This window comes from Pseudomonas coleopterorum (genome assembly GCF_900105555.1).
Lineage (GTDB): Bacteria > Pseudomonadota > Gammaproteobacteria > Pseudomonadales > Pseudomonadaceae > Aquipseudomonas > Aquipseudomonas coleopterorum.
Genome location: NZ_FNTZ01000001.1, coordinates 989,687 through 1,004,381, shown reverse-complemented (window position 1 = coordinate 1,004,381; position 14,695 = coordinate 989,687). Strand labels below are relative to the sequence as shown.

The window sequence follows — 14,695 nt, the reverse complement described above, 5'->3', positions numbered from 1 at the left end:
CCGGCCACGCCTGCCGAGCAGCTTCAGCCGCGGCGACGGAACACGGCCACGCTCAGGCGATCCATCCAGCCGAAGATGCGCTGCTGGACCCGCCCCCAGAACGGCCGACGGCGCCAATCGCTGAGACTGACTTCGTGGCTGGCCGCAAAGTCGGTGGTGAAGCTGCGCTCGACCGCCTCGGTCAGGCCGGGATCGAGCGCTTCGAGGTTGGCCTCCAGGTTGAAGCGCAGGTTCCAGTGGTCGAAGTTGCAAGAACCGACACTGACCCAGTCATCGATCAAGACCATTTTCAGGTGCAGGAAACAGGGTTGGTATTCGTAGATCTTGACCCCGGCCCTGAGCAGCTTGGGGTAATAGTTGTGCCCGGCGTAGCGCACCGAGGGGTGGTCGGTGCGCGGGCCGGTGAGTAACAGCCGCACATCCAGGCCGCGACTGGCCGCCCGGCGCAGAGAACGGCGCACCTTCCAGGTCGGCAGAAAATACGGCGTCGCCAGCCAGATGCGCCGCTGTCCGCTGTTGAGCGCGCGCACCAGCGATTGGAGGATGTCGCGATGTTGACGAGCGTCCGCGTAGGCTACCCGACCCAGCCCTTGGCCGCCTTCGGGCATGGGCGGCACGCGCGCGAGGCCGAAATGGGTCGGCGGGCGCCAGGCGGTGCGCCTGAGGTTGGCGCGCCATTGGCGGTCGAAGAGCATCTGCCAGTCGGCGACCAGGGTGCCGGTGATGGCGACCATCACTTCGTGCCATTCGCTGACACTTTCATCCGGCTGCCAGAATTCGTCGGTCACGCCGGTGCCGCCCACCATCGCCCATTGCTGGTCCACCAGCAGCAGCTTGCGGTGGTCGCGGTACAGGTTGCGCACGCCGCGGCGCCAACTGATCGGGTTGTAGAAGCGCAGCTCGACGCCGGCGTCGGTCAGCTGTGCGCGCAGTTCCGCGGTGAAGGCCAGCGAGCCGTAATGGTCGAACAGGCAGCGCACATGGACACCACGCACTGCAGCCGCCTGCAGAGCCTGAACCACAGCCGCCGCGCAGGCACCGGCTTCCACCAGGTAGAGCTCGAGATCGATCGTGTGCTCGGCCTGGCCGATGCGTTCGAGCATGCGCGGAAAGAACTGCGGCCCATCGATGAGCAGTTCGAACTCGCTGGAATTGCGCCATGGGAACACCGGCCCGCCCATATCAGCGCCCCTTCATGACAGGTAGGGTCGCTTGCAAGCCGTTCGAATCACGCATGGGCAGTCCTGTAACCAAGTGAAAGAAAAGGCCAGTGATCGACGCAGGCAACGTGGCGTGGGCAGTTTCATCCATCACTCCCCGGAATCAACCGGCAGCCTTGCCGCGGACCGACCCAGGCTGCCGTGTTGCTGCGTCCCAGACCACTGGCCAGGACCCGCCGCTGGCCCGAGTCTTCGCTCAGGCTGCTCAACGGCAGATACTGTCTGATGTAGCTCTGACAGTACTCGACGCTGTTTTGCATGACGTAGCGGCATGAACAGTACTCTTTTGCCGAATAGGCACTTAGGATGTCCGGAAATGCCAGCAACTGGGTGCGCTCGTGCCACAGCCAGGTGGCCGCCGTCAGCGATAGCAGCAAGCTGAGGGCCACCCAGGCGCGCTTGCCGGTGCTCATTGGCCACTCTCCGGGGCAAAGGCGGCCAGCAGCCGTTGCAGCAGAGCGTCATGGCTGAAGCTGGCATCGCGATCGTCGGCATAGCGCACGACCACCAGACGTTGCTCGGGCAACACGTAAAGAGCCTGCCCCCAGTGCCCCAGCGCTGCCATGGTGCTGCGCGGGGCGTGGGGCCAGGCGGCGTTGCTGTTGAGCCACCAATGCGCGCCTGCGGCCGGCTCGCCCGGCACGTCCCGGCTCGGGGCGAATGGAGTGCGATTGAAGGCGACCCAGGCCTGGGGCAGCAACTGCCGGCCCTGCCATTGGCCATCGCGCTGCATGAGCAGGCCCACGCGCGCCAGATCCCGCGCGGTCAGGTAGGCATATGAAGAGGCGACGAAGGTGCCGCTGGCATCGGTCTCCCACACCGCCCGGTCGATGCCCAGCGGGGTGAACAGCGCCTGCCAGGGGTAGTCCGGGTATTCATGCAGGCCGACCATGTTGCGCAGCGCGGCGGCGAGCAGATTGCTGTCGCCGCTGGAGTAACGAAACCGTTCGCCGGGGGCATGGGCACGTCGGTGGCTGGCAGCGTAACTGGCCATGTCCTGGCGGCCGCGTGTGTAGAGCATCGCCACCACCGATGAATTGAGCGGTGCGTATTCGTAGTCCTCCTCCCAGTCCAGCCCCGAGGCCCAGTGCAACAGGTCCTCGACCCGGATGTCACGATGGGAGTCGAGCGGCTGGAAATAGTCGGCAGCGGCATCCTCCAGGGCGAAGCGCCCTTCGCCGTAGGCCACGCCCATCACCGTTGCCAGCAGGCTCTTGCTGATCGACCAGGTGGCATGCACCCGATCGGCGGCGCCTGGCCCGGCGTAGCGCTCGTAGACGATCTCGCCGTCGCGGATGACCAGCAAGGCGTCGGTGCGCACGCCTTCGCGCGTGACGTCATCGCGCGGCACGAACGCATAGCGCTCCAGCTCGGCAATGGCCGGCGACGCCGGTGCCAATGCCTGGGGCCACTGCGCAGACGGCCAGCTTTGCGCACCCACCGATACCGAGCACAGCAGAAAGATCGACAGGATAAACAGACGCGACATGCGGGAAAGGCTCGTGAGCGGGGTTGGCGCGAGTGTGCAGTGCGGGTATGACAGCCGTTCGCTGCAAGAGTTGTGTGGCATGCGGCCGCCGGGTCTGTCACGCAAGCATCACCAAAGCTTCACGGGGGTGACACCGCGTCTTCCTAGGCTGGCCATGCCTAGCAAAATCGACCTGCCGCACTCACCGGCCGGCTTTTGGAGACTTGCAATGACTCAGATCGCACGCTCTGGCGACACCCGTACCGAACGCCGTCTGCAGGCCGAACGCCTCACCGGCCCGCAAGCTCTGCACGAGGCCCAGGCCCTGCGCTTCGCCGTGTTCAGCACCGAACTCAACGCCACGCTCAAGAGCGCCGAGCTGGGTCTGGACGTCGACGACTACGATGCCCACTGTCAGCACATCGGGGTGCGCGACCTGGCCACCGGGCGGCTGGTGGCGACCACCCGCCTGCTCGACCATCAAGCGGCCAATCGGCTGGGCCGCTTCTACAGCGAAGAGGAATTCAGCCTGCACGGTCTGCGGCATCTGCAAGGTTCGATCCTGGAAATCGGCCGCACCTGTGTTGCGCCGGCCTATCGCAACGGCGGCCCCATCGCGGTGCTCTGGGGCGAGTTGGCCGAGGTGCTCAACGAAGGCGGCTACGATTACCTGATGGGTTGCGCCAGCATTCCGATGCAGGACGGCGGCATCCAGGCCCAGGCGATCATGCAGCGGCTGCGCGAGCGCTACCTGTGCAACGAGCACTTGCGTGCCGAGCCGAAGATGCCATTGCCGAGCCTGGACATTCCCGGCAACGTCATCGCCGAACTGCCGCCGCTGCTCAAGGCCTACATGCGCCTGGGCGCGAAGATCTGCGGCGAGCCGTGCTGGGACCCGGATTTCCAGGTGGCCGACGTGTTCATCCTGCTCAAGCGCGACGACCTCTGCCCGCGCTATGCCCGCCACTTCAAGGCGGCCGTGTGATGCCGCGCTGGCGCGTCTACGCGCGCATCCTGCGGCTGCTCTGGGTGATCGGTCTGGGCCTGGCGCTGGCCGGGACGTTCAGCCTGCTGGAGCGGCTGCGCGTACCGAACTGCATGGAGCGGCGCCAGCGCTGGTCGCGCTGGTTCATGGAACGTCTGAGCAACGCCCTGCCCTTCGAAGTCACCGTGCAGGGCGAGTTGCCACGCACGCCCATGCTATGGGTCGGCAATCATGTGTCCTGGACCGACATCCCGCTGCTCGGCATGCTGGCGCCGCTTTCGTTCCTGTCCAAGGCCGAAGTCCGCACCTGGCCGGTGGCCGGCTGGCTGGCGCTCAAGGCCGGGACGCTGTTCATCCGCCGCGGCGCGGGCGACAGCCAGTTGATCCGCCGGCAGATGACCCAGCACCTGCGCAACGATCTGGACCTGATGATCTTCCCCGAAGGCACGACCACCGATGGACACAGCCTGCGGACGTTCCATGGGCGGCTGATGTCCAGCGCCATCGATGCCGGCGTGGCGGTGCAGCCGATCGCAATCCGTTATGAACGGGGCGGCGATCTGGATCCGATCGCGCCGTTCGTGGGCGATGACGATCTGTTGTCGCACCTGTTGCGACTGTTTGCGCAGCCTCGGGGGCAGGTGTTGATTCAGGTGCTGACGCCGATTGCCAGCACGGGCAAGGAACGGGCGGCGCTGGCCTTTGAAGCGCAGGAGGCGGTGCGGCTGGCGTTGTTCGGTGAGGTCGAGGAGATGCGGCGGGCGGCGTGAGTCTGGAAGACCGCGGTGCGCCCTTCGCGGGCAGAGCCCGCTCCCACATAATAGGGGATAGGGGATGGACTTTGTGGGAGCGGGGCGGGCGGCGAGCCCTCTGCCCGCGAAAGCGTCGGCACGATCACCGCATTTCCCGAGCGAACCCCTGCACCACCGGATAGAACGCCCGAAAATCCTCGCTCAGTGGCTCATACAGCGCCTGCACTTCATCGAACGCCCCGGCCAGCCCCTCGGGCCTGGACAAGCGCCGCGAGATGCCTTGCAGCACCCGCTCGATGACCCGGAAATCGCGGTACGACCCCAGCCAATCCTCGGCGATCATGTGCGGCGCCATGGCCGCCAGCCGTCCGGGCAGGTCGGCTTCGGCGGCCAGCACGCGATAGACGTGGCGTGAGAAGTCCGCCAACGGCTGCTGTGAATAATCCGCCCAGTGCCGCGCCAGGCAGTGATCGAAGAACACGTCGACGATGATCCCGGCATAGCGTCGCCGCTCTGCCGGAAAACGGCCAATGGCAGCCAGCACCAGCGGATGGCTGTCGGTGAACGCGTCGATCTGCCGGTGCAGCCGGATGCCGGCTTCCAGGGGCGCGCTGAAGCGCCCCTCCAGGCGGCCCTTGACGAAATCGCCATAGAGGCTGCCGAGCAGTTGCTCAGGTAAAGGACCGCCGAGATGAAGGTGCGCAAGGTAGTTCATGGCGGGCAGCTTAGCACCATTGCGCCTGTATCGTTATAACCCGATATAGCCGAACGGCCCTTCGTTAGCACGCAATCATATTTGTATATCGCGAAATACAGATATATATTTCGTCCCGTCCCGATATAAGCCGAGTCCGTCATGCCTCTTGATCTCGACGAAATAATAAAAGCCCTCTCCCACCCCGTGCGCAGGGAAATCCTGGCGTGGCTCAAGGATCCCCAGGGGCAGTTTCCCGATCAGCACCACAGCACCGAAAACGGAGTGTGTGCCGGGCAGATCGATCAACGCTGCGGCCTCTCGCAGTCAACCGTCTCCGCCCATCTGGCGACCCTGCAACGGGCCGGTCTGATCAGCAGCAAGAAGGTTGGCCAGTGGCACTTTTTCAAACGCAACGAGGACGTCATCCAGGCGTTTCTCGCGCAAATGAGCGAACAGCTCTGACAAGGATTTTTCCATGCCTCTATCCCTGCTGATCCTGGCGCTGAGCTCTTTCGCCATCGGCACCACCGAGTTCGTCATCATGGGCCTGCTGCCCGATGTGGCGGGCGATCTCGGCGTGAGCATCCCCAGCGCCGGCTGGTTGGTCACCGGCTACGCCCTGGGCGTCGCCATTGGCGCCCCATTCATGGCCCTGGCCACCGCGCGCCTGCCACGCAAGGCGGCGCTGGTGGTGCTGATGGGCATCTTCATCATCGGCAACCTGCTGTGCGCGATCGCCAGCGACTACAACGTGCTGATGTTCGCCCGGGTGGTCACCGCGTTGTCCCACGGCGCCTTCTTCGGCATCGGTTCGGTGGTGGCTGCGGGGCTGGTCGCGCCCAACAAGCGCGCTTCGGCCGTGGCCCTGATGTTCACCGGCCTGACCCTGGCCAACGTGCTGGGTGTGCCGCTGGGCACCGCATTGGGCCAGGCCGCAGGCTGGCGTTCGACCTTCTGGGTGGTGACGCTGATCGGCGTCGTCGCCCTGATCGGTCTGCTGCGTTTTCTGCCGAGCAATCGCGAAGAAGCCAAGCTGGACATGGTCGCCGAACTGTCGGCGCTCAAGGGCGCCGGGATCTGGCTGTCGCTGAGCATGACGGCCTTGTTCGCCGCGTCGATGTTCACCCTGTTCACCTACATCGCGCCGCTGCTGGGCGATGTCACCGGCATCTCGCCGCGCGGCGTCACCTACACCCTGCTGCTGATCGGCCTGGGCCTGACCGTGGGCAACATCATCGGCGGCAAGCTGGCGGATCGACGCCTGGGCGCGACCCTGGTCGGCGTGTTCGCGGCCATGGCGGTGGTGTCCACCGCGCTGAGCTGGACCGCAGTCGCCGTCATTCCCACCGAAATCACCCTGTTCCTGTGGGCCGCTGCGGCCTTCGCCGCCGTGCCTGCGCTGCAGATCAACGTGGTGACCTTCGGCAAGTCGGCACCCAACCTGGTGTCGACCCTGAACATCAGCGCCTTCAACGTCGGTAACGCCCTGGGCGCCTGGATCGGCGGCGCCGTCATCGCCGGCGGCCTCGGCCTGACCAGCGTGCCACTGGCCGCGGCGGTCCTGGCCGTGCTCGCCCTGATCGTCACCCTGATCACTTTTCGCCAGACCCGGACTCCGGACCTGGCACCTGCCACTCACTGATAGAGGCTGTTTTCCATGACTACACTTTTCGACCCGATCAAGCTCGGCGCGCTGGAACTGCCGAACCGTATCATCATGGCCCCACTGACCCGCTGCCGCGCCGACGAAGGCCGCGTGCCGAACCAGATGATGGCCGACTACTACGTCCAGCGCGCCAGCGCCGGCCTGATCCTCAGCGAAGCGACCTCGGTCACGCCCATGGGCGTCGGTTACCCTGACACCCCCGGCATCTGGTCCAACGACCAGGTGCGTGGCTGGGCCAACGTCACCCAGGCCGTACACGCCGCCGGTGGGCGGATCATGCTGCAGCTGTGGCACGTGGGCCGTATCTCCCATTCTCTGTACCTGAACGGCGAACTGCCGGTGGCCCCCAGCGCCATCGCTGCTGACGGCCACGTCAGCCTGGTGCGTCCGATCACCGGTTTCGAAACGCCACGGGCGCTGGAAACCGCTGAAATCGCCGACATCGTCGAGGCCTACCGTGTGGGCGCGGAAAACGCCAAGGCCGCCGGCTTCGACGGCGTGGAAATCCACGGCGCCAACGGCTACCTGCTCGACCAGTTCCTGCAGAGCAGCACCAACCAGCGCACCGACGCCTACGGCGGCTCGCTGGAAAATCGCGCGCGCCTGCTGCTGGAAGTGACCGATGCGGCCATCGACGTCTGGGGCGCCGACCGTGTCGGCGTGCACCTCTCGCCACGCGCCGACCTGCATGACATGGGCGACGCCAACCGCGCCGAAACCTTCACCTATGTGGCCCGCGAGCTGGGCAAGCGTGGCATCGCGTTCATCTGTGCCCGGGAGAAAGAAGGGGAAGACAGCCTGGCCGCGCAACTGCGTGATGCATTCGGCGGTCCGTACATCGTCAACGAGCGTTTCGACAAGGCCTCGGCCAACGCTGCCCTGGCCAACGGCATCGCCGATGCCGTGGCCTTCGGCGTGCCGTACATCGCCAACCCCGACCTGCCCGAGCGTCTGCAGGCCGATGCACCGCTGAACGAGCCACACCCTGAAACGTTCTACGCCAAGGGCGCTGCTGGCTACCTGGACTACCCGCGCATGTAAGCGGCAGGCCGGGCCGCCATGAGGCGCGCCCGGCCGTTCAGCGCCGCAGCTGACTGATCTGCTGTTGCAGGTTCTGTACCTGACTCTGCAAGGTGGTCAAGCTGCGCGTCGCCTGCCCGCGAAACGCATCGAATTCATTGACGCTCGGCCCACTGCTGGCCGCCGGGCGATTCTCCTGCTCGCTCTTGAGCACGATCAGGTCCTGCTCCAGACGCTCCAATTGCGCGCTGGGGTTGCTCTTCTTCAATGCGGCCAGCTCGCCGTCCAGGCCATCCAAGCGTGCCTGCAACTTGCCGGTATCCGGCTGGGCCTGCTTGAGTGCGGCAAGCTCGCTGCCCAGGCTCTTCAACTGCGCCTGCAACTGCTCGTTGAGCGCCTGCTGCGCGGCCACTTGCGACGCCGCCTGCTCCAGACGTGTCTGCAAGGTGCTCTGCTGACCGGCCACACCACTCTGCTGCTGGGTCTGCTGTGCCAACTGGTCCTGCAACTGCTTGATCTCGGCCCGCATCGCTTCGCTGCCCGACACGGCAGTGGATTGGGTGTTGGCAACCTTGCCACTGATATCCTGCAGGCGCCCCGCCGCTTCTTCGCTGATGCGCGCGAAGCTTTCCTGGGTCGCCACCAACTGCTGCTCCATCAGGTTGATCTGCTGGAAGCTCCACCACCCCAGCCCGCCCAAGGCGATGAACAAAGCCCCGATCAGTGCCCACAGCGCGCCGGTGCTGGGCGCCTTGACGCGCACCACCGGGGTGTTGCGCGAATACAACGCATCGCGCTCGCGCCCGCCGTCCACCGGGGCAAAGTCGTCATCGTCGCGGGTATCGCCGCGCAGGCTGGGCAGGTTGTCGTCGAAGTCGTCGCGGGCATCTTTGCGCATGTGAGAAACCTTTGTGTCACGGGGTAATGGCCGGGACCGCGAGTATAACCTCGCAACCGCGGCCATCGCCCGACCACCGAGGCAATTGGCTCAAGCGCCGGGCGCGCCCTGGGCACGCCACCAGCCACAGAACTCATCCAGCGATGCCCACAGCGAGGTCCGCGGGTCGTAACCCAGGTAGTGTCGGGCGCGGTTGATATCCAGCGTGAAATGCTCATGCAGCGCCTGCACCTCGAAGCGTGACAGTCGCGGCCGAGGCTGGCTGGGCCAGAGCAGGCAGGCCGCCTCGCCGAGCGCAGCGCTGCCGTGGGCCAGGCCAAAATCGCGATAGCGCTGCACCTGGGGCAATTCGAGCTGGCGCATCACGTAGTTGATCACGTCCCACAACGGTATCGGCGCGCCATTGCTGATGTTGTACACCTGGTTGAGCGCGGTATCGCCCGCCGACAACGCGCCCAGCAGTGCTTGATTGAGGTTCTGCACACTGGTGAAATCGACCTTGTTCAAGCCGTCACCGATGATCCGCAGGCGATTCTTGCGCTGCCGCTCGATCAGCCGTGCGAACTGCTGCCCGTCGCCAGCGCCGTTCACCCGATGCGGGCGCAGCACGACGGTTTCCAGGCCGAACTCGGCGGCGCCCAGCACCTTCTGCTCGGCCAGCCACTTGGTACGCGCCTCATGGCCACGCAGACGCTTGGGCACCTGCTCTTCCTTGAGTCCGAGGTGGCTGCGGCCGTCGACATAGACCGCCGCCGACGACAGGTACACCAGCCGTTGCACATGCTCCTTGAGACAGGCCTCGACGACGTTCTCGGTGACTTCGACGTTGGCCTGATGAAACGTCTGGTAGCGGCCCCAGGTACCCACGGCCCCGGCGCAATGCACCACCGCATCGATGCCTATGCACAGGCGCTTGGCCAGATCGGGGTCGAGCAAGTCACCCTGGGTGAACTGCGCACCGCGTCGAACCAGATGCTCCACCCCTTCGGCCCGGCGACCATTGATGCGCACCTCAAGCCCCTGCTCCAGCGCCAGACGCGTGAAGCGTCCGCCGATGAAGCCGCTTGCGCCGGTGACCAGAATCTTCATGAATTGCTCCGCTGTACATCGATCAATGTGTAACCGCAGCTCGCCCGGAAAAGGGCTTTGCCGCGTGCTTCGAGGTGATTTACGGGTGTGCACTGCACGCCTTGACGACGCCTGCTACCGATAGACGCGCGCAGGGCTCACAGCGGCACCAACCAGCTCCCGGCACCGTCGCGCAGATGGTGCGTGAGGCGTTCGAGCAACTGTCCGCCGTTGCGCCAGTGATGCCAGTACAGCGGCACATCCACCGGATGTCCGACGCAGATCTCGATCAGACTGCCTTCGGCCAGCGCGTCCTCGACCTGCAGTTCGGGAACCATGCCCCAACCCATGCCGGCCTTGGCCAAACGGTTGAACCCCTCGGACGAGGGGCACAGGTGATGGAGAAAGCCCTCGGCCAGACCCAGCGATGCCAGAAAGCGGTGTTGCAGATAGTCGTCGGGACCGAACACCAGTGCGGGCGTGCGCGGCAGATGGGCCGGGTCGAACCCGTCGGGAAAATGCCGGGCCATGAAATCGGGGCTGGCCAGCGCCCGGTAGCGCATGGCCCCCAGCAAGAGACTGCGCGCGCCGGCCAGAGGCCGCTCGCTGGCACACAGGCAGGCCGCCACTTCACCGGCACGCATGCGCTTGAGGCCGACGTCCTGATCCTCCACCACATGGTCCAGAAGCAACTGCTCGCGAATGCAGAACTCACCCACCGCCCCCGCCCACCAGGTGCCGAGGCTGTCGGCATTCAAGGCGATGCGCAGGCGCTCGGGCATGCCCTGCTCATCCAGCGTCGGCACCTGCCCCTGCAGGTCACGCTCGAGCAAGCGCACCTGCTGCACATGGTTGAGCAGGCGCCGGCCGATATCGGTGGGCGCCGGTGGCGTGGCGCGGATCAGCACCGGCTGACCCACCCGCGCTTCGAGCAGCTTTATCCGCTGCGACACCGCCGATTGCGACAAGCCCAGCACCTGGGCAGCACGCTCGAACCCCGTCTGTTCCACCACGGCAGCCAGTGCGGCGAGCAGCTTGTAATCGAACATCAGTTTCCCTAATGAGTGATCAGCACTATTGGTTTTTCTTATACCGCGCCAGTCCTCACAATGGCCAGCTTCTAAAGGGAGAAACACCGATGTGGCAGAGTTACCTGAATGGTTTGCTGGTTTCGTTCGGCCTGATCATGGCGATCGGCACGCAGAATGCGTTCGTTCTGGCGCAGAGCTTGCGCCGCGAGCATCACCTGCCCGTAGCCCTGCTGTGTGTGACCTGTGACGCGCTGCTGGTGGCCGCCGGCGTGTTCGGCCTGGCCACGCTGCTGGCGCACAATCCGACGTTGCTGGCGGTGGCGCGCTGGGGCGGCGCCCTGTTCCTGCTCTGGTACGGCGCCCAGGCGTTGCGCCGTGCCTGCTCGCGGCAGAGCCTGGAACGGGCCGACAATACCGGGCTGCGCTCGCGCAAGGCAGTGCTGCTGAGTGCGTTGGCGGTGACCCTGCTCAATCCCCATGTGTACCTGGACACGGTGCTGTTGATCGGCTCACTGGGCGCCCAGCAAAGCGTACCCGCGGCCTATGTGGCCGGCGCCACCAGTGCGTCGCTGGTGTGGTTCTTCGGCCTGGCCCTGGCTGCGGCCTGGCTCGCCCCCTGGTTGGCACGCCCCACCACCTGGCGCCTGCTCGACCTGATGGTGGCGGTGATGATGTTCGCGGTCGCGGCGCAACTGGTGTTCACCTGAAACCGTCAGTCTGGCCAGGCAAAGGCTCTGGAACCTCTATCCCACACAGTTGTTGCGTGGTTAAGGCCCCATGCCGATGCTATGATCCGGCACTGCGTCGCAAAGAGTAAAAACTCGCCGACGTTTCTCAGGCCGCCCGTGATCGGCCGTGCGCAAACCGCAACAGACCTGATTAGGAGAATCACCATGGCTTTCGAATTGCCGCCGCTGCCCTACGCCCACGATGCCCTGCAGCCGCACATCTCCAAGGAAACCCTGGAGTATCACCACGACAAGCACCACAACACCTATGTCGTGAACCTGAACAACCTGGTGCCTGGCACCGAGTTCGAAGGCAAGACCCTCGAAGAAATCGTCAAGTCGTCGTCCGGTGGCATCTTCAACAACGCCGCCCAGGTCTGGAACCACACTTTCTACTGGAACTGCCTGGCGCCCAACGCCGGCGGCCAGCCTACCGGTGCATTGGCCGAAGCCATCAACACCGCGTTCGGTTCGTTCGACACGTTCAAGGAAGAATTCACCAAGACGTCGGTCGGCACCTTCGGTTCCGGCTGGGGCTGGCTGGTGAAGAAAGCTGACGGCTCCCTGGCCCTGGCCAGCACCATCGGTGCCGGCAACCCGCTGACCAACGGCGACACCCCGCTGCTGACCTGCGATGTCTGGGAACACGCCTACTACATCGACTACCGCAACGTGCGTCCGAAGTATGTCGAGGCGTTCTGGAACCTGGTGAACTGGGACTTCGTGGCCCAGCAGTACGAAGGCCGCGCCTTCACTGCATAAGCCACATCGTTTCTGAAAAGCCCGGCCTTCGTGCCGGGCTTTTTTGTGCCCGCCTGCATTCGCCGATGGCACTTCCGGTCTACCGTGTTGCCAGATTGTCGCTCAAGAATGCATCCAGGCCGGCCGACACACTGGCGCGCCTGTCGCCATTCGAGACAATCGGTACGATTCGCGTTCATTTGTGGCTTTACGGCCCACGGTAAGTTGCCAATACTCGTGGCATCTTGATGCCAAGCGTTCGACACAAGGAATTGCCATTGAAGCTGGAAGTCAGGAACAGCTTGTCCGTCAAGTTGCTTCGCGCGGTGCTGATGTCGGCCCTGGTCGTGGGCATGGTGCTCAGCTGTGCGCAGATCGTCTTCGATGGCTACAAGACCCGCCAGGCCATCTCCGCCGACGCCGAGCGGATCCTGGCCATGTTCCGCGACCCTTCGACCCAGGCGCTCTACAGCCTGGACCGGGAAATGGGCATGCAGGTGATCGAAGGGCTGTTTCAGGATGAGGCAGTGCGCCAGGCGTCCATCGGCCACCCCAACGAAGCCATGCTGGCCGAACGCTCGCGCCCACTGCAGAGCTTGAGCAGCCGCTGGCTGACCGATCGCATCCTGGGCCAGGAGCGCAGCTTCAGCACACGCCTGGTCGGTCGCGGACCCTTCAGCGAATACTACGGCGACCTGCACATCACCCTGGACACCGCCACCTATGGCGAGGACTTCATCGTCAGCTCGGTGATCATCTTCATTTCCGGCACCTTGCGCGCCCTGGCCCTGGGCCTGTTGCTGTACCTGATCTATCACTGGCTGCTGACCAAGCCGCTGTCACGAATCATCGAACACCTGCTGCAGATCAATCCCGACCGGCCCGGTGAATACCAACTGCCGTTGCCACGCGGTCATGAGCACAATGAGCTGGGCCTGTGGGTCAACACGGCCAACCAGCTCCTGGCGTCCATCGAGCGCAACACCCAACTTCGCCACGAAGCCGAAGACACCATGCTGCACATGGCCCAGCACGACGTGCTGACCGGCCTGGCCAATCGCGTGCAGCTGCAGCAACAACTGGACAAGGTCCTGCTTGACGCCCATCGCCTGCAGCGTCGGGTCGCGGTGTTGTGCGTCGGCCTGGATGACTTCAAGGGCATCAACGAGCAGTTCGGCTACCAGACGGGCGACCTCCTGCTGCGCGCCCTGGCCGACCGCCTGCGGGCCCACAGCGGCAGGTTCGGCAACCTGGCACGCCTGGGCGGCGACCAGTTCGCGCTGGTTCAGGCGGACATCGAACAGCCCTACAAGGCTGCGGAGCTGGCGCAGCGCATTCTCGACGACCTCGATGCCCCTTTCGCGCTCGACGAGCATTCGATCCGCCTGCGCGCCACCATCGGCATCACCCTGTTTCCCGAAGACGGCGACAGTACCGAGAAGCTGCTGCAGAAAGCCGAGCAGACCATGACCCTGGCCAAGGTCCGTTCGCGCAACCGCTACCAGTTCTACATCGCCAGCGTCGACACCGAGATGCGCCGACGCCGCGAGCTGGAAAAGGACCTGCGCGAGGCACTGGCGCGCAATCAACTGCACCTGGTCTACCAGCCGCAGATCAGCTACCGCGACCACCGTATCGTCGGCGTCGAGGCGCTGCTGCGCTGGCAGCACCCGGAACACGGCCTGGTTCCCCCCGATCAGTTCATCCCCCTGGCCGAGCAGAACCGCAGCATCATCGCCATCGGCGAATGGGTCCTCAATCAGGCCTGCAGCCAGTTGCGCGAGTGGCATGACCAGGGCTTCATCGGCCTGCGCATGGCAGTCAACCTGTCCACGGTGCAGTTGCACCACAACGAACTGCCCCGCGTCGTCAGCAACATCCTGCAAATGTATCGCCTGCCGCCGCGCAGCCTGGAGCTGGAGGTGACCGAAACCGGCCTGATGGAGGACATCAGCACGGCCGCGCAGCACCTGCTGAGCCTGCGCCGCTCGGGCGCGCTGATTGCCATCGACGACTTCGGCACCGGCTATTCATCGCTCAGTTACCTGAAGTCGCTGCCTCTGGACAAGATCAAGATCGACAAGAGTTTCGTCCAGGACGTGCTCAGCGACGAGGATGACGCGACCATCGTGCGGGCCATCATCCAACTGGGCAAGAGTTTGAACATGCAGGTCATCGCCGAAGGTGTCGAAACGCTGGAGCAGGAGGCGTACATCGTCGCCCAGGGCTGCCACGAGGGTCAGGGCTACCTCTACAGCAAGCCGCTGGCGGCCCGTGAGTTGACGGCCCTGCTCAAGCAATCGGAGCGCAGCCGTACCCACCTCACCTCGACACCGTCGCAGAGTTAGCGCAACGCGTCAGCCTGAAGCTTTTTTCACATTAGCCCTTTACAGAAAATGCATATCTTTCGCATTATGGCGC

General features: G+C 64.8%; 15 protein-coding genes. 8 read left to right on the top strand and 7 right to left on the bottom strand.

Features of this window, described 5'->3' with window-relative positions; translation table 11 throughout:
• Window positions 1-23 precede the first annotated feature (23 nt).
• From BLV18_RS04455 to BLV18_RS04445, 3 genes are all read right to left on the bottom strand, one after another.
• Window positions 24-1,181, bottom strand: coding sequence for a phospholipase D-like domain-containing protein (locus BLV18_RS04455; RefSeq protein WP_090356588.1), 1,158 nt, complete (start codon window positions 1,179-1,181; stop codon window positions 24-26).
• Between the two features lie 122 nt (window positions 1,182-1,303).
• On the bottom strand, window positions 1,304-1,633 hold the full coding sequence (locus tag BLV18_RS04450) for a hypothetical protein (RefSeq protein ID WP_049860661.1): 330 nt from the start codon (window positions 1,631-1,633) through the stop codon (window positions 1,304-1,306).
• A complete protein-coding gene (locus tag BLV18_RS04445) occupies window positions 1,630-2,709 on the bottom strand; it encodes a serine hydrolase domain-containing protein (RefSeq protein ID WP_090356586.1) in 1,080 nt (359 codons plus the stop codon). The genes BLV18_RS04450 and BLV18_RS04445 overlap by 4 nt, the downstream gene beginning before the upstream one ends.
• 208 nt (window positions 2,710-2,917) lie before the next feature.
• On the opposite strand from BLV18_RS04445, the gene olsB reads away from it, so the two are divergent.
• Complete coding sequence (olsB, locus tag BLV18_RS04440; protein WP_090356584.1) at window positions 2,918-3,673, top strand: L-ornithine N(alpha)-acyltransferase; 756 nt, start codon at window positions 2,918-2,920, stop codon at window positions 3,671-3,673.
• Entirely contained in the window at window positions 3,673-4,443 is a 771-nt protein-coding gene (locus tag BLV18_RS04435; RefSeq protein WP_090356582.1) for a lysophospholipid acyltransferase family protein, read from the top strand. Before olsB ends, BLV18_RS04435 begins: the two co-directional genes overlap by 1 nt.
• Before the next feature lie 124 nt (window positions 4,444-4,567).
• Here BLV18_RS04435 and BLV18_RS04430 read toward each other — a convergent pair whose 3' ends face one another.
• Window positions 4,568-5,140, bottom strand: coding sequence for an acyl carrier protein phosphodiesterase (locus BLV18_RS04430; RefSeq protein WP_090356580.1), 573 nt, complete (start codon window positions 5,138-5,140; stop codon window positions 4,568-4,570).
• Window positions 5,141-5,281: 141 nt separating this feature from the next.
• On the opposite strand from BLV18_RS04430, the gene BLV18_RS04425 reads away from it, so the two are divergent.
• From BLV18_RS04425 to BLV18_RS04415, 3 genes are read left to right on the top strand one after another with little or no spacing between them, the layout of a single operon-like run.
• Window positions 5,282-5,584 (top strand): ArsR/SmtB family transcription factor, encoded by a 303-nt coding sequence (locus tag BLV18_RS04425; RefSeq protein ID WP_049860656.1) that lies wholly within the window; start codon window positions 5,282-5,284, stop codon window positions 5,582-5,584.
• Window positions 5,585-5,597: 13 nt separating this feature from the next.
• Window positions 5,598-6,764 carry an MFS transporter gene (locus BLV18_RS04420; RefSeq protein ID WP_056845080.1) on the top strand — a complete coding sequence of 389 codons (1,167 nt, stop codon included), beginning with the start codon at window positions 5,598-5,600 and terminating at the stop codon, window positions 6,762-6,764.
• Between the two features lie 15 nt (window positions 6,765-6,779).
• A complete protein-coding gene (locus BLV18_RS04415; protein ID WP_049860654.1) occupies window positions 6,780-7,829 on the top strand; it encodes an alkene reductase in 1,050 nt (349 codons plus the stop codon).
• Window positions 7,830-7,866: 37 nt separating this feature from the next.
• On the opposite strand, the gene BLV18_RS04410 is transcribed toward BLV18_RS04415, so the two are convergent.
• The 3 genes from BLV18_RS04410 to BLV18_RS04400 form a co-directional block, all read right to left on the bottom strand.
• Window positions 7,867-8,706: an ATPase gene (locus tag BLV18_RS04410; protein ID WP_090356577.1), complete on the bottom strand. Its 840-nt coding sequence runs from the start codon at window positions 8,704-8,706 to the stop codon at window positions 7,867-7,869.
• Between the two features lie 90 nt (window positions 8,707-8,796).
• Window positions 8,797-9,795: an NAD-dependent epimerase/dehydratase family protein gene (locus BLV18_RS04405; protein WP_090356575.1), complete on the bottom strand. Its 999-nt coding sequence runs from the start codon at window positions 9,793-9,795 to the stop codon at window positions 8,797-8,799.
• Window positions 9,796-9,932: 137 nt separating this feature from the next.
• On the bottom strand, window positions 9,933-10,823 hold the full coding sequence (locus BLV18_RS04400; RefSeq protein WP_090356573.1) for a LysR family transcriptional regulator ArgP: 891 nt from the start codon (window positions 10,821-10,823) through the stop codon (window positions 9,933-9,935).
• An 89-nt stretch (window positions 10,824-10,912) separates the two neighbouring features.
• On the opposite strand from BLV18_RS04400, the gene BLV18_RS04395 reads away from it, so the two are divergent.
• The 3 genes from BLV18_RS04395 to BLV18_RS04385 all read left to right on the top strand — a co-directional run bounded on the left by BLV18_RS04395 (window position 10,913) and on the right by BLV18_RS04385 (window position 14,622).
• On the top strand, window positions 10,913-11,512 hold the full coding sequence (locus BLV18_RS04395; RefSeq protein ID WP_056845075.1) for a LysE/ArgO family amino acid transporter: 600 nt from the start codon (window positions 10,913-10,915) through the stop codon (window positions 11,510-11,512).
• 186 nt (window positions 11,513-11,698) lie between these two features.
• Window positions 11,699-12,295 carry a superoxide dismutase gene (locus BLV18_RS04390; protein ID WP_043186911.1) on the top strand — a complete coding sequence of 199 codons (597 nt, stop codon included), beginning with the start codon at window positions 11,699-11,701 and terminating at the stop codon, window positions 12,293-12,295.
• Between the two features lie 257 nt (window positions 12,296-12,552).
• A complete protein-coding gene (locus BLV18_RS04385) occupies window positions 12,553-14,622 on the top strand; it encodes a putative bifunctional diguanylate cyclase/phosphodiesterase (RefSeq protein WP_090356570.1) in 2,070 nt (689 codons plus the stop codon).
• Window positions 14,623-14,695 lie beyond the last annotated feature (73 nt).